The organism is Kribbella rubisoli (genome assembly GCF_004217145.1).
Classification (GTDB): domain Bacteria; phylum Actinomycetota; class Actinomycetes; order Propionibacteriales; family Kribbellaceae; genus Kribbella; species Kribbella rubisoli.
On record NZ_SHKR01000011.1, the window covers coordinates 398,638 to 417,194 of the forward strand.

Consider the following 18,557-nt stretch of genomic DNA (forward strand, 5'->3'; position numbering starts at 1 on the left):
ATCAGGTGAGGAAGGACGTGGGATGAAGACTCGATTTGCGCCTGACCGCGGGCTGTCCAGCCGGATGCTGATCACCAGCTTCCTGCTCGGTCTGCTGTACGTCGGTTTCGTCGCTCTGCTGATCGCGCTGACGAAGAGCGCCGTCCTGGCGGTCGTCATCGCGGGCGGTGCGCTGTTCGTTCAGTACTGGTTCTCCGACCGGATCGCGTTGTACGCGATGCACGGCCGGATCGTCACGCCGGAGGAGGCTCCGGAGCTGCACGGCACGATCGACCGGCTGTGCGCGCTGGCCGACATGCCGAAGCCGCGCGTCGCGATCGCCGACGTCGACCTGCCGAACGCCTTCGCGACCGGCCGCAACCCGAAGAACGCGGTGGTCTGCGTGACCACCGGCATCATGCGCCGCCTGGACCAGGACGAGCTCGAGGGCGTGCTCTCGCACGAGCTCTCCCACGTCGCACACCGCGACGTCGCCGTGATGACGATCGCGTCGTTCCTCGGCGTACTGGCCGGCCTGATCACCCGCTTCGGGCTGTACGGCGGACTCGGGCGCAACCGTGACCAGAACACGGCAGTCATCGTGCTGACGATCATCGCGGTGTCGATCGTCGTGTACGCGATCTCGTTCCTGCTGACCCGCGCCCTGTCGAGGTACCGCGAACTGGCGGCCGACCGGGCCGGCGCGATGCTGACCGGGAGACCGTCCGCACTCGCATCGGCGTTGACGAAGATCAGCGGAGACATCGCGCGGATACCGTCGCGCGACCTGCGCCAGGCGGAGGCGTTCAACGCGTTCTTCTTCGCCCCGGCGATCTCCGGCAAGGCGGGCGCCAGCCTCTCGTCGCTGTTCTCGACCCACCCGTCGCTCGAGAAGCGCCTCGACCGCCTCGGTGTCCTGTCCCGCGAGCTGGGCGAGCAAGCTTAGGGTATGTCGCTCGGCCCCACGCCGTAGCGAGCATGTGCTCGGTGCGGCGAGGTGCCGTGCCGAGTGCAGCGCAGTAGGCGTGGGGCCGAGCGACATACCCTCGACCTATGGGCCTTCTCGACATCCTGCTTGGCCGGAGCAAAGCCGTCCCGCCGAACCTCGACCAGTTGTTCTCCGTTCCGTCGGCCGCGATCACCTTGGAGACCGCGGCCGGCTACCGTCCGACCGGCAGCGGCTCGGTCTGCTTCAAGGCAGCCGAAGGGGGCGGGTTCTCCACCCTCCGCGAGGAGGTCGACAAGCTGCTCGCGCTCGACAACGGCAAGCTCACCAGCACGACAGACTCGTACGGCTTCACGTGGTTGGTCCGGCAGACGGCTCCGGACGACCTGGAGACCCTGGTCACCGACCTACACGCCGTCAACACGTCACTCGTGGATGCGGGCTTCGGCTCCGCGCTGCTGTGCACGCTGGTCGCCTTCAGCAACGGCACCCAGTCGGTAGGCCTGGTCTATCTCTACAAGCGCGGCACCTGGTACCCGTTCGTCCCGGCCGGCACCGACCGCCGCGACAACGCCACCGAACTCCAGATCAAGTCCGTCATCGGCGCCGATCTCAACTTCGAACAAGACCTCTCCCGCTGGTTCCCCATCTACGGCGCCCCCGGCCTGTAACCCACCCCGCCCCACCGCACCCCCGCCGCCATCCCAACAAGAGCGGATATCCCCTCCTACTGGGGGTTTTCCCATCGTGTACCAGTGAAGAACCCTCAACACGAGCGGATATCCCCTCCTGTCAGGGGCTATCCCTCGTGGCGGGACGGGGTTAGGGCTGCCTTGCCGGGCCTACGTCACATGGACCGTGGTCGGGTGGGGTGGGGTGAGCACGTAGCCTTGGGGCATGGCTCCCACTGCTGATCAGGTCACCACGGCGCTCGGTGGCGTGCTGGATCCGGAGATCAAGAAGCCGATCACGGACCTGGGAATGGTCGAATCCGTCGTCGTTCGCGAGGACGGCGTGGTCGCGGTCCGCATCCTGCTGACTGTCGCGGGCTGTCCGATGAAGGACACGCTCCGCCGCGACACCACGGCCGCGGTGAGCAAACTCGACGGCGTCACCGGGGTCGAGATCGACCTGGGCGTGATGTCGGCCGAGCAGCGGGCGGCCCTGCAGACGCAGCTGCGCGGCGGCGTGGCCGAGAAGGAGATCCCGTTCTCGCGGCCCGACTCGCTGACCAAGGTGTTCGCGATCGCGTCCGGCAAGGGCGGCGTGGGCAAGTCGTCGGTGACGGTCAACCTCGCGGTCGCGATGGCGCAGCAGGGCCTGTCGGTCGGCGTACTGGACGCGGACATCTACGGGCACTCGGTGCCGGCCATGCTCGGCGTCGCGGACGAGCGGCCGACCGCGGTGGACGACATGATCATGCCGGTGCCCGCACACGGTGTGAAGGTGATCTCGATCGGCATGCTGAAGCCGAAGCGCGACCAGGTCGTCGCGTGGCGCGGCCCGATCCTGGACCGGGCGCTCGTGCAGATGCTGGCGGACGTGTACTGGGGCGACCTCGACGTACTGCTCCTCGACCTGCCGCCCGGCACCGGTGACATCGCGATCTCGGTCGGCCAGCGGCTGACCAGCGCCGAGGTCATCGTGGTGACAACGCCGCAGGAAGCCGCCGCGGAGGTCGCCGAGCGCGCCGGGACGATGGCGCAGATGGTCCACCAGCGGGTCGCCGGCGTGGTCGAGAACATGTCGTACCTGCCGTGCCCGCACTGCGGTCCTGAGCACCGCATCGAGATCTTCGGCTCCGGCGGCGGCACTCGCGTCGCGGAGACGCTGTCCGCCCGCCTCGGCTACCCGATCCCGCTGCTCGGCGAGATCCCGCTGGACGAACGGCTCCGCTCCGGCGGCGACCTCGGCCAGCCGCTCGTCGCGGCCGACCCCGACACGACAGCTGCACAGGTCCTCGACAAGATCGCGTCCACCCTCGGCGGCAAGCCCCGAGGGCTGCTCGGCCGCCAACTCGGCCTCTCCCCCGCGGGCCGGTAATCCGGCTGAAGGTGGCCGTTGGTTGGTGTTGACTTGGCCGGGTGCCGATTCCTGCTGAGCATCCGGTCCTGACCGACGGGGTAGTGACGCTTCGCGCGCCCCGACTCGACGACATCGAAGGGGAAGCCGAGCGCAACCGCGAAGGCTCCCGCTGGAACGACGAGGACGCCCGGCGGTGGATGACGTTCGGCATCACCGACGCCTGGAAGCGACACGAGCGGCTGATGTTCGTGATCGAGTACCAGGGCCGGTACGCCGGAACCGTCGCCCTCGAGCCCGATGTGGACGGCAACGCCCGCGTGCACTACGGCCTTTCAGCGTGGGCCAGGGGCACCGGAGTGATGAGCCGGGCGGTGCGGCTGATCCTCGAGTTCGGCTTCGCGACCTGCGGTTTCCACGTCATCCGCTGGTGGGCGCAGGTCGGGAACTGGCCGTCGCGGCGGGTCGCGTGGGCAACCGGGTTCCGCCTGGGTGAGACGATCCCGGACATGGCGGAAGAAGACGGCGAGCGGGTCGACGCCTGGACCGCGTGGATCGGACCGGACGACGAGCGAAAGCCGCGCCACCCGTGGTTCGAGGTTCCGGTGCTGGAGACGCCGCGGTTGCGGCTGCGGACGTGGCGCGAGGACGAGATCCCGCGTATCACCACCGCGCGGACCAATCAGGCGACCGCACACTTCCTGCCGTTCATCCCGCAGCCGTTCACCGCGGAGGACGCGCGCTTCTGGCTGAAGGACATGGCCGAGCAGGCTGCCGCCGGCCGCCGGTTCAACTGGTGCGTGGCCGACGCCGAGACCGACCAGGGGCTGGGGAATCTCACTATGTTCGGCATCCACCACGGCGAGGTCCGCGACGCCGAGCTCGGGTTCTGGATGCACCCCGACGCGCAGGGCCGCGGCGTGATGACCGAAGCGATCCAGCGAGTGGCGCAGTGGTACTTCGACGAGGAGGGCTTCGGCGGACGCCGGCTCTTCATCCGTACGGCGGGCACGAACGCGTCGGCCCGCCGTACCGCAGAGAAGGCCGGCTTCCGCCACGTCGGCACCGAACGCGCCGCCTTCCACATCTCCAGCCACGTGGACGACAAGGTCACCTACGACCTACTCGCCACGGACCAGCCGACTCATCGGTGATCCCGGAAGAACGCCCGGATGTCGTCGACGAGCAGGTCAGGTACCTCCATCGCCGGGAAGTGACCGCCGGCGTCGTACTCGTGCCATGAGGTGTACATGCCGTACGGGTCGACGTCGCGCCGGACCGACATGTCGGCGGCGAAGACCGCGACGCCGACCGGCGGCGGAGTCGGGGCCTCCCAGCCTTCGGTCGGCTCGGCCGACCTGGACGCGAACTCACGGAAGGCCTGCATACCTTCGTACACCGAGTGGGCGGCCGAGGCGCCGCCCTCGGTGAACCAGTAGATGCTCACGTTCGTCAGCAGCTGATCCAGGTCGACGGCGTCCTCCGGCAGTTCGCGGTCGGGGTCGGTCCACTCCTTGAACTTCTCCACGATCCAGGCGAGCTGCGCGACCGGCGAATCGGTGAGCCCGTAGGCGAGCGTCTGCGGACGCGTCGCCTGCAGCGCCAGATAGCCCACGCCGTCCTCGCGCCACGCGTTGAACCGCTCGGCACGCTCGCGCTGGGTCCCCTCGAGCCCGTCCAGCGAGAGCTCCGGGCCGAGCGGGAACGGCGCCGGACCGTTGATGTGCGCGGCGATCACGCGGTCGGACGCGACCAGGCCGAGCATCCCGACGACGCCGGAACCGACATCGGTGCCTTGGGCAAGGAACCGGTCGTACCCGAGCCGGGTCATGAGCTCCGCGAACGCGCCGGCAACGCGGAACAGGTTGCCCCAACCAGGCTCGCTCACCGGCGAGAAGCCGTAGCCGGGGATCGACGGCAGCACCAGGTGTACGGCGTCCTCCGCCTTGCCGCCGTGGGCGACCGGGTCGGTGAGCGGGCCGATGACCTTGAGGAACTCGGTGAACGAGCTCGGCCAGCCGTGGACCATCAACATCGGCCGGGCAGCCGGCTCGTTGGACCGGATGTGGACGAAGTGGATCGGCTGCCCGTCGACGTCGGTGACGAACTGCGGGAGCTCGTTCAGCCGCGCCTCTGCCTTGCGCCAGTCGAAGGTGTTCTGCCAGTACTCCGCGATCCGCCGCAGATAGCTGGTCGGGACTCCGCGGGTCCAGCCGAGGCCGGGGAGTTCCCGCGGCCACCGGGTGTTCGCGAGCCGTGCGTGCAGGTCGTCAAGATCGGCCTGCGGAACCTCGATGCGGAAGGGGTGGATCTCGTTGGTCGTCATGAGTACGACACTAGGAACGATTGCGGAAAGATAGATTCCGCAATCGAGAGGATGCTGAAGAAATGCTCGAGACCTCGGCACGACTGTTACAGCTGCTCTCGCTGCTGCAGCTGCATCGGCACTGGAGCGGCCCGGAGCTGGCCACGCGGCTGGGCGTGACGACGCGGACCGTACGCAACGACGTCGAACGCCTACGCTCGCTCGGCTACCCCGTCGACGCGACTCCCGGGGTGGCCGGTGGCTATCGGCTGGGTGCCGGCGCCGCACTGCCTCCACTGCTGCTCGACGACGAGGAGGCCGTGGCAGTCGCGGTCGGCCTGCGAACAGCTGCCAGCGGCTCGGTCGCCGGCATGGAGGAGACCTCAGTACGGGCGTTGGCCAAGCTGGAGCAGGTCCTGCCGTCCCGGCTGCGGCATCGCGTCAACACCCTGCACCGCTACACCGTGCCTGTCGCCGGGTCGGGGCCGGTGGTGGATCCGTCTGTGCTGGCGACGCTGGCTGCCGTCTGCCGCGACCACGAGCGGCTGCGCTTCGACTACGACTCACATTCGGGTACGTCGTCGGTCCGGGAGGTCGAGCCGTACCGACTCGCGTACCTGCGGGGACGCTGGTACCTCGTCGCGTTCGATCTGCACCGGGTCGATTGGCGGACCTTCCGGGTCGACCGATTGACGCCGAGGATCCCGACCGGGCCGCGCTTCGTGCCGCGCGAGTTGCCACCTGAGGGCGTCGCATCGTACGTCGATCGCGGCGTCTCGACGGCGATGTGGGAGTTTCGCGCGCGGATCCGGGTGTTCGCGCCGCTGTCGGTCGTGTCGGCCCGGCTGCCGGCGACAGCGGGCGTGCTGACCGAGATCGACGAGTCCTCGTGCTACCTCGACGCCGGCTCCGACGATCCCGGGATGTTGCTGCGGTACCTCAGCATGCTCGACCTCGACTTCTCGGTCGCGGAGGCGCCGGAGCTCGTCGACGAGGTGCGCAAGCTGGCGGCTCGCTACGCCCGCGCGCTGGAGTGATTCGCCCAGATCGGACGGAGTGGCTCGAGGCCTTCTTCGACGTACTGCGCGACGGGTTGCGTCCCGCCGTCGAGATACCACTGCTCCAGGGCGGAGAAGTAGCCGAAGACCAGGGCGTTCGCGGCGACGCGGGACTGGGTCTCGGTGAGTCTTCCGCCGGCCATCATCGGCGCGATCCGCTGGCCGGCGCGGTCGAGTGAGGCGCAGAACGCCGTCCGGACGGAGGGCTCTTTGAAGAAGTACCTGATCCGGCGCCACGGGATCGGCTCGGAGCCCTCCGGCGCCGCCTCGTAGTTGCGGACGATCTGGATCATGCTGCCGACCGGGTCGTCGACGTCGAGGAGCTCCTCGAGCGCCTCCTGGCTCATCGTGTCGAACTCGTCGGCGACGATCAGGCCTTCCTTGGTCCCGAAGTACCGGTAGACCGACGACGGCGAGACCTCGGCCGCGGCGGCGATCTCCTCGATCGTCACCGCGTCGAACCCGCGCTCGTCGAACAGGTCGAGCGCTCGCTCCTGGATCGTCCGTCGCGCCTTGACACGCCATCGTTCCCGTAGACCGGTAGCCATGACGAGACAGTAGCACGCTTCAGAATGTCACTCTCTGATACAGTCACTCGCATGAGACAGTCACTTTCTGAAAAACACACAGCCCTGATCGCCGTCGGACTCTCGGTCCTGCTCGCGGTGATCGCGATCGTCGACCAGGCGGGCAGCCGCAGCCTGCTCGACCACGCCACGGCGGCGTACGCCTCGCACGGCAAGCAAGCGTCCGCCGGGGCGCTCTACGGCCTGGTGTACGGCGTTGCCGTCCTCGACGTCCTGCTCTGGCTGGCGGTCGCCGGCCTGGCCCGCTCACACCGCCTGGTCGCGGCCGTCCTGGGCGTCGTCGCCACACTGATCACGGCGTCGCTGGGCCTGACGCTCCTGCTCGTGTCGGAGTACGGCGTGCACCCCTACACGACGCTCTGGGGAGTCCTCGCGCTCCTGCCCGCGGCAGCCGGTGCTGTCGCGACTGTCCTGCTCTCCCGACGGAAGTGAGGCTCAGGTGGATTCGGGGTCGTACGGCGGGCGCTGGCCGGCCGGGAGACGCTGGGCCACCGAGTCGGTGAACTCGCTGACCGGCTTCTCGTCCTCGTCCATCGGGTCGAGCAGGTGCTTGCGGACGAAGTTCTTCGGGTTCAGGTCCTGGAGCTCGAGGTCGGCGAACTCCGGGCCGAGCTCGCTGCGCAGGTCGTTCTGCGCGTTGTTGACCATCTGACGGACCTGCCGCAGCAGGCGCCCCGCCGTCCGCGCGAACTCCGGCAGCCGGTCCGGTCCGAAGACGAGTACGGCGACGATCGCGATCACGACCAGCTCGAGTGGTCCGATGCCGAACATGTCCCCACCTCACTTCTTTCCACGGACGCCGACCAGCCTATATCGACTCCGGTCATGGGGCCTCAGCCGATCTGCTGGGCGAGAGTCAGGGTAACCGTGCGGGCCCGCCCGCCGCGCTCGTACGTGATCCGCACAGCCTCTCCCGGCTGGTGGGTGCGGATCGCGACGATCAGCACCTCGGCGCTGTCCACCGGCTCGTTGTTGATCGACGTGATCACGTCGCCGACCCGCAATCCGGCCCGCGCGGCCGGCGAGTTCGCGGTCACCGCGCTGACCCGGCCACCGCCTTCGAACGACATGTCCACGCTCGCCCCGATGACGGGGTACGACGCCTTGCCGTTCGCGATCAACTGCTGCGCCGTACGCCGGGCCTGGTCGATCGGGATCGCGAATCCGAGCCCGATGCTGCCGCTCTGCCCCTCGCCGGCCCCCGGAACGGTCGCGATCGCGGAGTTCACGCCGATCACGTGCGCGTCCATGTCGACGAGCGGACCGCCGGAGTTGCCCGGGTTGATCGCCGCGTCGGTCTGCAGCGCGCTGATGTAGGACGACGCCTGGCCGGTGTCGTCGCCGGTCGTCACCGGCCGGTTCTTGGCCGAGATGATGCCCGAGGTGACCGTGCCGGCCAGGCCGAGCGGCGAACCGATCGCCACCACGTCCTGCCCGACGACTGCCTGGTCGGACCGGCCGAACTGCACCGACGGCGCGTCCAGTCCGACCACCTGCACGACGGCCAGGTCGTACGCCGGGGAGCGGCCGACGAGCCGTGCGGTCGCGGTCTTGTTGCCGTTCGTGACGACCTGGATCGAACCGCCGGTCGCCGCGGCCGCGACGACGTGGTTGTTGGTCAGGATGTGCCCGACGTTGTCGATCACGAAGCCGGATCCGGTCGCCTCGGAGTTGTCCGAGCCGTCGACCTTCAGTTGGACGACGCTCGGCAACAGCGCGGCCGCGACGGCGGAGACCGAGCCGGTGCGGATCTTCGGGTCGGCGCCGGTGCCGACCGGCGGATTGGGCTGATCGGCGATCGGCGCGTTGCTGCCGCCGCCGAGCGCGACGACAACGGTCGCGGCCCCGGCTCCGGCGATCACACCGATGATCACCGCGACCAGAGCCGCGATCGTGACGATGCGGTTCACCTTCGGCGGCTCGCTCGAATACGAGCGGGCCTGCTGCGCGTGCCAGTCGGCCGGTGGCGGCGGGATGTAGGTCGGCCGGTACTGCGGCTGCTCGGTCGGCCACGCCTGACCCGGGTACAGCGGCGTGAACCGGGGCTCCTGCGGCTCGGGCTGCCCGAAGCTGCGCTGGGTGGTGGAGCGGCCGCCGTTCGTCGGCCCGCCGCCGTTGGTCTGCCGGTACGCCGCGTCCGAGCCGGGCGTGCGCAACGGCATCGCCCCGGCCCCGAGCGGAGGCGGTGTCAACGCGCTCAACGGGGACTGCAGCGGCGGCGGGGCGGGGGCTGCGGCAGGAGGACCGGCGGACGGCTCAGGGGTGATGGGCGTGGCCGCTGTGGGATCCGCGGTCGCCGGATTCGGAACTGTCGGCTCGGCGTCGTCGCTCATCACGGTCCCCGCCTCACGTCGTCGTCGTGGTCGTCGTCGAGGCCCTGTCGGGGGTAACCGGAGGGCCTTCCACATTCGATTATCCCAGCTTCGGCGAGAGTGCACCCATCGGAGTGAGCCAGGTCGCGATTTTGGCCAGTCCGGTCCCCAACCGCTCGATGGCCGTCAGCTTGATCGGCACGTCGTGCCCGAAGGCCCGGACGACCTCTCCGAGCTGGTCCGGCGGCAGGTCCCCGATCAGCGTGTAGACGATCCCGCCGGACGACCAGACGACGTACGACGGCATTCCGTACCGCTGGTAGACGCCCGGGCTGTCCGTGCTGCTGAAGCCCGCGACCGCGGCCGGGTCGAGCGTGCCGCGCTGTTCGAAGACCGAGACGTTGAACAGCCCGTCGGAGTACGAGAACTGCAGGGAGCCGTTGGCGGTGTCCCGGTGGACGTCGTACAGCTTGAGCGATGCGGGCAGCTCCGGGGCGCAGACCCAGCCCTGGGAGCGCAGGTTGTCGACCTTGCCCATGCCGACGGCCTCGACGCCACTGGGCAGCATCGGCGGCAGGTGGCCGAGGAACTCGGAGTCCTCGATCTCCAGTTCGGTGAAGACAGTGGCCCGGACCATAGTCTTGCCGTCCTCACTGAACAGCTGACGCTGCAAGAGCAGTCCGGTCGTCTTGTCGATCCAGAACCGCGCAGCCAGCGTCTGATCGGCTCGGAGCGCCTCGACGAGCACCGCGGTCCGTCCGATCAGGTCGGTGCAGCACTTGTCGACCAGCTGGTACGTCGCCTGCAGCAGCGCCAGCGGTCCGCCGTCGATCGCGGCGTCGGCGGCTGTGGCGCGCTGGACGAACGCCTTCGCGCCCGGAGCGGACGACGAACCGAGCACGCTGATCTCGGAGCCCTGTGAGGCCGCGTGGGTGATGTCGAACATCGCCGAGCTCGCGCCCTGCGGTCCCCAGGCCGTGATGATCTGCGTGCCGTGGTACGAGATCCGGTTCGGTGCGGCGGCCGCACGCTGCAGCCAGCTCACCGCGGTCGGCGAGTCCGCCTTCGACACTGTCGATACCGCCGGTACGGCGGCCGCGGACGCGGGCAGGCCGAATCCGATCAGGGCTGTGCTGACCAGGACGGCGAGCCGGGAGAGGCTCACAGGTCAGCGCCCTGTCAGGGCCACCGGCTGGAGCGTCGAGGTGAGCCCGGCGTACCCAGAACCGTTGTAGGAGTTCAGCACGGCGACCGGGTCGGCGAACGGCGCACCGCCGCTGGTGGTCGCGTGATCGGACGAGAAGCTCGCGACCGGCGGCTGCAGCGCCGGCGGCTGCTCCGACCGGGCCGGGTCGCCGACCACGAACGCAGTACCGAGCAGGGAAGCGACTGCGGCGGCCGAGCCGGCTGCCCCCAGCACGCCGGTGCGGCGGCGGGACCGAGTGCCGCGGGCGGCCCCCGGGCGAGTGCCACCAGTGCGACCGGCAGGGAACGCGGAGCGCTGCGGGAAGAGACTGACGGCCGGTGTGAGCACCGGGCGCACCTCTTCGCGCGGCTCGGTCGAGAACGACGAGACGCCCATCAGGCGCTGCATGAGGTCGGTCGACGGGTCCTGTAGGTCCAGGCCGGCCATCCGTGCCTTCAGCCGACGCTGTGCGTCCACCTCGGCGCGACAGGTGTCGCAGCCGACCAGGTGGCTCAGAACCTTCTCGCGGGAGTCGTGGTCGAGCTCACCGTCGACCACAGCGCTCAGCTTGTCGAGCGGGTGCTGCATCATCGGAGGTCGCCTCCGTCACTGAACAGGCCACCGTCGGCCGGTGGACCGGCGACCCGCGTCTGGCCGGACCGCGGGGCCCGGTGCTCCAGGTGCTTGCGCAGCATCGACCGGCCGCGGTGGATGCGGCTACGGACGGTGCCGAGCTTCACGTCCAGGACGTCCGCGATCTCGTCGTACGTCATGCCCTCGATGTCGCACAGCACGACGGCGGCGCGGAAGTCCTCGGGCAGCGCGTCGAGCGCGTCCTGCACGTCGTGGTCGAACAGGTCGGAGTCCAGCTTCTCGGCCGGGCCCTCGCCCTTGGCCGGCAGCCGGTCGTGCGCGTCCTCGGGCAGGCCGTCGAAGCGGATCCGCTGCTTGCGGCGGGCGCCGTCCAGGAACAGGTTCGTGGTGATCCGGTACAACCAGCCCTCGAAGGTGCCCGGTGTGTACGACGACAGCGAGCGGAAGACCCGGACGAACACTTCCTGGGTCAGGTCCTCGGCGTCGTGCTTGTTACCGGTCAGGCGATAGGCGAGCCGGTAGACCCGGGCGGAGTGGGTGCGAACGATCTCGTCCCACGAGGGCAGCACCTCCGGCGCCTCCTGCGGCGCGGGCGCGGTCCTGGTGTCGGCGGGTTTCACCGCGACGCCTCCCTGGGTCCTCTCGGCAATAAGCGTGAAGGCCATGGTGCCGCGGTCACCGTCCTCTGCGCACGTCGGGAAGACCCGGGTAGAACCCTGAGTCGCTCGTACGACGGCTCAACGCAGCGCCCCGGCCGGAAGTTCCCGACCAGACCTTTCACCAGACAAGACGCGCGGGCGGCCATTTCGGTTGAATCACGCCTCTTCTATTACTGCGATCGGGTCTCCGTCGCGGACGACTTCGCCCTCGGAGACCTTCAGCTCGGTAATCGTCCCGGCTACCTCGGCCAGCACCGGGATCTCCATCTTCATCGACTCGAGGATGACCAGAGTGTCGTCCGGGCCCACCGTGTCCCCGGCCTTGGCAGTGACCTTCAGCACGTTGGCCACCAACTCGGCCAGCACGGTGTGACTCATGGCTCGATCCTAGGCGGGTCACAAGGGTTCGGCGTAGGTGCCCCTCGGGCAGCAGACCAGGGCACCTACGCCGAGTCAATGAGGAACTACAGCGCGGCTACCGCGCCGCCTCCGGGGCGAGCCGGACCGCGTTGAACAGCGCCGGGTTCTTCGTCTCCGCGACGCCCTTCCCCCAGGTCAGCCAGCCGCGCCGCCCGGTGCCGTCGTTCTCGTTGATCACCACGGTCGTCGACAGCAGCCGGTCCTTGGCCGCGAACCCGAGCGTGCTCCAGGGGATCGCGATCTCGTACGTCGTGGTGTGGGCGGTCTCGTCGCGCACCACCTTGGCCTGCACGCCCGGCGGCACACCTGTCTGGGTCGTCGGTGTCCAGCGCCAGGTGTCGACCGGACCGGCGTCAGTCAGCGCAGCGCCGATCTCCTGGGTCTGGGTGGTCTCGCCCGGCGCACCTGCCGTCATCCCGAGCTGCAGACCGTCACCGCCCCAGATGTTGCCGGCCCGGTTCGGCTGCGAGAACACGTCATCGGTGACCTTGGCCGACAGGTACAGGTTCTGGTCGTCGTGGTTGAGCCATAGCGAACCGGACAGGTCGCTCGGCCCACCCCAGCCGGTCACCGGCGGGGTACCGGTTCCCTCCAACGCAATCGCAGGCTGCCTGGCCACTGCTGGGTCGATGACCCCGTCCAGCTTCACCGTGTGCCTCTTGGCAACTGTCGGCGCAGTTACCGGCAGCAGCGTCCCCGCGGCCTTGATATCCGCCTCGCCAGTACGCCGCAGGTTCGCGGACCACGTCGAAGGACCCGTCAGGGTGATCGGCACATCAACTTCACGCGTGGCATGCGCCGCGACCGTGCAGCCCGCCAGCAAGGTCCCGGACGCCGTACCGGACACCCAGTCCAGCCCGGCGACCGGAAGCGCATGCGACGAGGCGTTGGTGACGCGGAACCGCAGCAGGTCCTTGCCGCTGCCGTTCACTACGTGCGAAGCAGTCACCGACAGCGGCGGAGTCGCCGTACCCGTCGTCGACACCAATCCGACGGCCTGGCCGTCCACGCTGACCTTCGCGGTGTAGGTACGTGCTCCGGTGGAGTCCTGTGCCGGATAGCTGACGGCAGCCGTCGCCGTGGCACCCGCAGCAGCGGAGCCACTCGTCTCGGCACCACCGGCCGACACGGTGAACGCATGCGCAACCGCATCCGGGTTGGTGAACGTCAGCGTCCCCGTAGCCGGGTCACCAGCGATCTCCGGAGCCACGGACAACGCGAAGCGGTTGGACGCAGCAACGCCAGTGATCGCACCGCGTGCGTAGAACGGGTCCGGCCCCGCTGACACCCACACGTGCCCTCCGGCGTCCGCGGTCAGCGTCGTCGTCGCGCCGTACAGGTCGGTGATCTGGACCTGGGAGCCGGCCGGTGCGGCCACGTTCACCAGTCCGGGTGTCGCCGACCAGACTGCGTGGACCGACTGTCCGCTGCCGGCATCGAAGGCGACGTCGTACCCGTTGGTGCCGAAGCGGGTCTGGCCGATCAGCGGGAGCTCATCGATCTGACGAGCGAGAACGGCGGTGGCGACGTACGACGGCTTCGGAACGAGCGCGCCGCGGGTGTCGAGCCGGTTGCGCACCAGGCCGAACCGGTTCTCGACGTTCGACGGGTCGGTGCCCGAGTCCATGAAGTTGTACGAGCTGTAGCGCGCCACACCGTTGCCGTACGCAAGCAGGTTGCCGCGGACCAGGTCGCGCGCCTGCACCGGCTCAGACACCGCACTGGGGTTGGTACCGGTGGCCCAGCCCTGCTCGCTGATGTAGATGGGTTTGGTCGAGCCATGCGCCGCCATGATGCTGCGGATGGTGTTGACGTAGGTGACCGAGGCCTCCGGGTCCAGCGGCTGCACGTACGGGTGGATGGTCACCGCGTCGACATAGTCGAGACCGCCGAGGTCGGCGAACTTGGTGAACCAGCCCTGCCAGTCGTTGATGACCGCCAGCGACGGACCGGTCAGCTTCACGTCCGGGTGCTTCGCCCGTACGGCCGCACTCACCATCTTCAGCAGTGCGACGTAGTTCTCCGGGCTGGCCTTCGCGGCGCCGTTCGGGTCGCGCAGGTTCCACTCGTTCCACAGCTCGTACGTCGTGTGCTCGGTGCCCCACTGGTCCACGGCGGCAACGGCGTACCGGGTGAAGGCTTCACGCTGCTCGTCGGTCGACGGGGCCTCGTCCGGGTAGTACAGCGTGTTGCCGTAGTCGAGGATGTTCAGGAAATCCACGTTGTTGGCGTCCAGCGCGGCCTTGTAGTCCTTGTACCGCTGGGGAAAGTCGATGACGCCCTTGGTGGTCTCCGCCGCGGCCCAGAACGCCTCGTCCCGGTCGGTGGAGATACCGCCGTTGGCCATCAGCGGCACAGCTTCCAGACCGGGGTTGTTGGCGGTGCTGCCGAACCCCAGTGCGCCGGCCACTCCGATCCGGGTGTCCGTCGACGTCGAGAAGTCGTGCGGAGTCAGTACGGCGAAGTCCGTGCCGCCCAGCGTGGTCGTGCCGTCGGACGCGACCGCTGTGAGGTCGGTCTGGTACCAGCCCGGCGTACTGATCGACAGCGGGAGCTGGCCGTTCAGAGAGGCGGCCGATGCGGAGCCCTTGGCGACTTCGGTGCCGCCGGCGTCCCGGACCGTCCAGTTGATCGTCGTCGCGTCGGTGCTGAAGCCCAGCTTCACCTGCTGCCCGACGGTGAAGGTGTTGCCGACCGTGGTCGGTGTGATGGTCAGAGCCGGCGCCGCGGTCGTCGCAGCGTGGGCAGGTGACTGGAGTACGGCGGCCAGCAGCAAACCGGCCGTGAGAAGACTGACTGCGCCGGAGCGGCGACGGGTCATGGAGTGTGCTCCTCCCAGGGGAAGCGAAAGCGGTTTCGCAAATCACACCTTGATACGCCCCGCGGCCCGTGTCAACGGCTCGAAGCTGACTACGATGTGCACATGGCCGATTCCGTGATCACCCTGTCCGACGTGGCCGCTGCCGCTGGGGTGTCGCTGTCGACGGCCTCCAAGGCGCTGAACGGCACCGACCGGATCTCCGAGGCCACCCGCGAGCACGTCCGCGTCACGGCTGACCGGCTGGGCTTCCGCCACAACGCGTTGGCGCGCTCGTTCGCCCGCGGCCGCAGCCAGACGATCGGCGTACTCACGCACCGCGCGTCGAACCCGTTCACCCGCGTCGTGCTGGCCACCGCTGCCACCGAGCTCGGCGCGAAGGAGCGGGCGATCCTGCTGTACGACGCCCGGATGGAAGAGCAGCACGACGTCACCGAGAGCATCCTGCAGCTCCGGGCCCGCCGGATCGACGGCGTGATCGTGATCGGGACCAGTACGTCCTTCCGCACGCCGTCGTTCAGCAGCCGGTTCGACGTCCCGGTGATCAATGCGTTCACGGTCCCCGAGGATCCGCAGGACACCACGATCACCGCTGACGACTACGCGATCGGGCGGCTCGCGATCAGCCATCTGCTGTCGACCGGCCGGCGCCGGATCGCACACTTCACCGCTGAGCCGCACGACATGGCCGCGCAGCGGCGGGCCGAGGGCGCGGGTCAGCTGCTCGCCGAGGCCGGACTCCAGTGGGCGGCACCGGTCCGGTTCGGGCGCTGGCGCGAGGAGTGGGGTGAGCAGGCCGCGACCGAGCTGCTGGCCGAGGTCCCCGACGTTGACGCGATCTTCTGCGGCAGCGACGCGATCGGCCGCGGTGTGGAACGAGTGGTCCGGGCAGCCGGCCGGCAGGTGCCCGGCGACATCGCACTGATCGGCGTCGACAACTGGGAGAGCCTGATGCACGACCAGCGCGGCACCCGGCACCTGACCACGATCGACGTCGGTCTCGAGGAGATCGGCCGCCGGGTCGCCAACCGGCTTCTGGAAGGCGACCTCGAGCCCGGCACGCAGTACGTCGAACCTCACGTGGTCATTGCGGACACAGCCTGATCGTGGATCGAGTACCGCGGCCTGAAGCCCAGCAGCTCCCGCGCCCGCGTGGTGTCGACCAGCGACGCACGTCCTTGCACAGGCCGGCGTAGCGGGACAGTCGGCGCGTACTCGCGCAGCAGGTCGTCGGTCTTCCGGTCGATGAGGATGTCATCGGCCGCCAGACCCAGCACGTGCGCGCCCGGAGCCGTTGACTCGAGTGCGGCGATGATCGCTCGCACACCGTCACGCAGGTCCAGGTAGGCCCAGCCTTCGCGGGCCATCACCGACGGGTCGCTCTCCGCCCTGGCCGCGAACTTGAACAGCTCCTCGCGAGTCTTCACCAGCGGGAAGCGCAGCGCGATCACGTTGGTCCCCCAACGTCGCCACGCCATCCGCGCACTCTGCTCGTCGACACTTTTGGACAACGAGTACGCATCGGCGATATCCGCCTCCACCTCCTCGTCGAGCGGGTAGTACGCCGGCTCCACATCGTTCAGGTTCATCGGTACGCCGAACGCGTTGATGCTGCTGGCAATCACCACCCGCTCGATCCCCCGCTGCCCTGCCTGCGCCAGCACGTTGAACGTCGCCGCAACGTTGTTCTCGAACACCTCCTCCGGCGTACCCAGGCTGGGATGCGGAATGGCCGCAAGATGCAGTACGGCGTCCACACCGTCGAGTGCAGCCGCCACGTCCTCGGCCGACCGCGCATCACCGACCAGTGGACGGTCCGCCGTACTGCTGTGGTCGTAGCGCAGCGACAGACCGGTCACGTCGTACCCGGCTGCTTGCAAGCCGTCGACCGCGGCCCGGCCGATCGATCCGTCCGCACCGGTGACCAGAACACGTTTCACGCCTTGATTCCCCCAGACAGGCCCACACCACGTAGAAATGCTCGCTGGAAAACCAGGAACAGCAGCACCGGGATCAGCAGGGCCAGGAACAGACCCGCCAACTGGATGTTGAGCTCCGTCACCTTGGCGATCTTGGGCAACGCCACCGAGACCGGCTGCAGATCCGGATTCGTCAGCACCAGCAGAGGCCACAGGTAGTCCTTCCAGGAAGAGATGATGCTGAGCAGCGCGACCACACCGAGGATCGGCCGCGACAGCGGGAGCACGAGCGAGGTGAACACGCGGACCGTTCCGGCGCCGTCGATGCGGGCCGCTTCGAAGTACTCGCGTGGGATGCCGTCGAAGAACCGCTTGACGATCAGCACGTTGAACGCACTGGCCGCGGGTGGCAGCCAGACCGCCCAGAACGTGTTGGTCAGGTTCGCGTGGACCACCGGCACTTTCAGCACGGTCAGGTACAGCGGGACGAGCGAGACGATGTGCGGTACGAACAACGTGGCCAGGATCCCTGCGGACAGCAGTGCGCCCCACCGCGGCCGCAGCACGCTCAGGACGTAGCCGGCCGTCGTACAGACGATCAGCGACGCAATCGCCGTACCGGCGGCGATCATGGCGGTGTTGCCGAGGTAGTAGCCGATGTGCGCTTGTTGCCATGCAGTGGAGAGATTGCCCCACTGCACCTGGCCGGACGGGAACCACGCGAGTGGCGATCGGATGCTGTCCTGTGTCGGCGAGATCGCTGCCTTGAGCAACCAAAGCAGCGGACCGAGACCGGCGACGAGCAGTCCGATCAGTACGACTACCTGTCCGATGACGAACGGAACTCGAACCTTGGTGAGCCGGCGGTCGGCATCCGACAGCGCACCCCGCTCGCTCACTCCGTACTCCAGCCACGCGTAGCGAACTGGAAGACCGCCGACAGTACGGCGAGAACCAGCGCCAGCAGCACGCTGAGCGCAGTTGCAGCGCCGTAGTCACCGTTGACGAAGGCGTAGTTGTAGATGAGCAGCAGAATCGTCATCGTCGACCCTTGCGGTCCGCCGCCGGTGAACAGCAGCGGCTCGGTGAACAGTTGCATGGTGCCGATCACCTGCAGGAGCAGCATCAGCAGCAGGACGCCACGCAGATGCGGCAACATCACGTGCCAGACCCGCCGTACGACGCCCGCGCCGTCCAGCTCGGCCGCCTCGTACAAGTCAGCGCGTACGGAGGTCAGTGCGGCCAGGTAGATGATCACTGCGTTGCCCGCACCGGCCCAGGTGGCTTCCAGCACGATCGAGGGCATCGCCGACGACGGACTGTCCAGCCAGGGGTACGGTCCGAGCCCGACCGTGCCGAGGATGGTGTTGAACATCCCGCTCGGCGACGGGTCGTAGAAGAACCGCCAGAGCAGGATGGCAACCACCGGCGGCGTGATCACCGGCAGGTACGCGAGTGCCGAGTACAGCCAGGACTTGCCCCGCAACTCGGACAGGAACATCGCCAGCAGCACCGGCACCGGGAAGCCGAACAGCAAAGCCAGCAAGGTGAACCAGACCGTGTTCAGAGCCGCCTGACCGACACCAGGGTCGGACAACACGTACCGGAAGTTCTCCAGCCCGACCCACTTGACCGGATCGATCAGATTGGTCTGCTGGAGGCTCATCACCAGGCCCTTGACGATCGGGCCCCAGGAGAACACCACGAAGACCAGGAGCACCGGCAGTGCGAACAGCACTGCCGGTACTCCGT

19 protein-coding genes are annotated in these 18,557 nt (G+C 68.6%); 7 read left to right on the forward strand and 12 right to left on the reverse strand.

Going from position 1 to position 18,557, the window contains the following annotated elements; all coding sequences use genetic code 11:
• The first annotated feature begins 22 nt into the window (after window positions 1-22).
• The 4 genes from htpX to EV645_RS04540 all read left to right on the forward strand — a co-directional run bounded on the left by htpX (window position 23) and on the right by EV645_RS04540 (window position 4,101).
• Window positions 23-925 carry a zinc metalloprotease HtpX gene (htpX, locus tag EV645_RS04525; protein ID WP_130440027.1) on the forward strand — a complete coding sequence of 301 codons (903 nt, stop codon included), beginning with the start codon at window positions 23-25 and terminating at the stop codon, window positions 923-925.
• A gap of 107 nt (window positions 926-1,032) precedes the next feature.
• The gene (pspAB, locus tag EV645_RS04530) at window positions 1,033-1,596 is read left to right on the forward strand and encodes a PspA-associated protein PspAB (protein WP_130440029.1); all 564 of its coding nucleotides are present in this window, start codon (window positions 1,033-1,035) and stop codon (window positions 1,594-1,596) included.
• 226 nt (window positions 1,597-1,822) lie between these two features.
• Window positions 1,823-2,968, forward strand: a complete 1,146-nt coding sequence (locus EV645_RS04535) for an Mrp/NBP35 family ATP-binding protein (protein WP_130440031.1) — start codon at window positions 1,823-1,825, stop codon at window positions 2,966-2,968.
• A 41-nt stretch (window positions 2,969-3,009) separates the two neighbouring features.
• A complete protein-coding gene (locus EV645_RS04540) occupies window positions 3,010-4,101 on the forward strand; it encodes a GNAT family N-acetyltransferase (RefSeq protein WP_242000207.1) in 1,092 nt (363 codons plus the stop codon).
• On the opposite strand, the gene EV645_RS04545 is transcribed toward EV645_RS04540, so the two are convergent.
• Window positions 4,092-5,273: an epoxide hydrolase family protein gene (locus EV645_RS04545; protein ID WP_130440033.1), complete on the reverse strand. Its 1,182-nt coding sequence runs from the start codon at window positions 5,271-5,273 to the stop codon at window positions 4,092-4,094. The genes EV645_RS04540 and EV645_RS04545 overlap by 10 nt on opposite strands.
• Before the next feature lie 62 nt (window positions 5,274-5,335).
• Here EV645_RS04545 and EV645_RS42155 point away from each other — a divergent pair, with 62 nt between their 5' ends.
• On the forward strand, window positions 5,336-6,289 hold the full coding sequence (locus tag EV645_RS42155) for a helix-turn-helix transcriptional regulator (RefSeq protein ID WP_198681464.1): 954 nt from the start codon (window positions 5,336-5,338) through the stop codon (window positions 6,287-6,289).
• Here the strand turns inward: EV645_RS42155 and EV645_RS04560 are convergent.
• A complete protein-coding gene (locus tag EV645_RS04560) occupies window positions 6,268-6,858 on the reverse strand; it encodes a TetR/AcrR family transcriptional regulator (RefSeq protein ID WP_130440037.1) in 591 nt (196 codons plus the stop codon). The two genes, EV645_RS42155 and EV645_RS04560, sit on opposite strands and share 22 nt — an antisense overlap.
• Before the next feature lie 51 nt (window positions 6,859-6,909).
• Between EV645_RS04560 and EV645_RS04565 the strand changes: the two genes are divergently transcribed.
• Window positions 6,910-7,329, forward strand: a complete 420-nt coding sequence (locus tag EV645_RS04565; protein ID WP_130440039.1) for a hypothetical protein — start codon at window positions 6,910-6,912, stop codon at window positions 7,327-7,329.
• 3 nt (window positions 7,330-7,332) lie between these two features.
• Here the strand turns inward: EV645_RS04565 and EV645_RS04570 are convergent, their stop codons facing one another.
• From EV645_RS04570 to EV645_RS04600, 7 genes are all read right to left on the reverse strand, one after another.
• The gene (locus tag EV645_RS04570) at window positions 7,333-7,668 is read right to left on the reverse strand and encodes a sec-independent translocase (RefSeq protein WP_130440041.1); all 336 of its coding nucleotides are present in this window, start codon (window positions 7,666-7,668) and stop codon (window positions 7,333-7,335) included.
• A 62-nt stretch (window positions 7,669-7,730) separates the two neighbouring features.
• Window positions 7,731-9,230, reverse strand: a complete 1,500-nt coding sequence (locus tag EV645_RS04575; RefSeq protein WP_130440043.1) for a S1C family serine protease — start codon at window positions 9,228-9,230, stop codon at window positions 7,731-7,733.
• Window positions 9,231-9,309: 79 nt separating this feature from the next.
• On the reverse strand, window positions 9,310-10,374 hold the full coding sequence (locus EV645_RS04580) for a sigma-E factor regulatory protein RseB domain-containing protein (RefSeq protein ID WP_130440045.1): 1,065 nt from the start codon (window positions 10,372-10,374) through the stop codon (window positions 9,310-9,312).
• 3 nt (window positions 10,375-10,377) lie between these two features.
• On the reverse strand, window positions 10,378-10,986 hold the full coding sequence (locus tag EV645_RS04585; RefSeq protein ID WP_130440047.1) for an anti-sigma factor family protein: 609 nt from the start codon (window positions 10,984-10,986) through the stop codon (window positions 10,378-10,380).
• Window positions 10,983-11,654, reverse strand: a complete 672-nt coding sequence (sigE, locus tag EV645_RS04590) for an RNA polymerase sigma factor SigE (RefSeq protein WP_130440049.1) — start codon at window positions 11,652-11,654, stop codon at window positions 10,983-10,985. The genes EV645_RS04585 and sigE overlap by 4 nt, the downstream gene beginning before the upstream one ends.
• 150 nt (window positions 11,655-11,804) lie before the next feature.
• Window positions 11,805-12,026: a biotin/lipoyl-binding carrier protein gene (locus tag EV645_RS04595; protein ID WP_130440051.1), complete on the reverse strand. Its 222-nt coding sequence runs from the start codon at window positions 12,024-12,026 to the stop codon at window positions 11,805-11,807.
• Between the two features lie 97 nt (window positions 12,027-12,123).
• A complete protein-coding gene (locus tag EV645_RS04600; RefSeq protein ID WP_130440053.1) occupies window positions 12,124-14,889 on the reverse strand; it encodes a sugar-binding protein in 2,766 nt (921 codons plus the stop codon).
• Window positions 14,890-14,991: 102 nt separating this feature from the next.
• Here EV645_RS04600 and EV645_RS04605 point away from each other — a divergent pair, with 102 nt between their 5' ends.
• Window positions 14,992-15,990: a LacI family DNA-binding transcriptional regulator gene (locus EV645_RS04605; RefSeq protein WP_130440055.1), complete on the forward strand. Its 999-nt coding sequence runs from the start codon at window positions 14,992-14,994 to the stop codon at window positions 15,988-15,990.
• On the opposite strand, the gene EV645_RS04610 is transcribed toward EV645_RS04605, so the two are convergent.
• The 3 genes from EV645_RS04610 to EV645_RS04620 are packed head-to-tail and all read right to left on the reverse strand — an operon-like array spanning window position 15,963 to window position 18,543.
• Window positions 15,963-16,826 carry an NAD-dependent epimerase/dehydratase family protein gene (locus tag EV645_RS04610; protein ID WP_198681465.1) on the reverse strand — a complete coding sequence of 288 codons (864 nt, stop codon included), beginning with the start codon at window positions 16,824-16,826 and terminating at the stop codon, window positions 15,963-15,965. The two genes, EV645_RS04605 and EV645_RS04610, sit on opposite strands and share 28 nt — an antisense overlap.
• Window positions 16,823-17,704, reverse strand: coding sequence for a carbohydrate ABC transporter permease (locus EV645_RS04615; protein WP_242000208.1), 882 nt, complete (start codon window positions 17,702-17,704; stop codon window positions 16,823-16,825). Before EV645_RS04615 ends, EV645_RS04610 begins: the two co-directional genes overlap by 4 nt.
• On the reverse strand, window positions 17,701-18,543 hold the full coding sequence (locus EV645_RS04620; RefSeq protein ID WP_242000209.1) for a carbohydrate ABC transporter permease: 843 nt from the start codon (window positions 18,541-18,543) through the stop codon (window positions 17,701-17,703). The genes EV645_RS04615 and EV645_RS04620 overlap by 4 nt, the downstream gene beginning before the upstream one ends.
• Window positions 18,544-18,557: the final 14 nt, after the last annotated feature.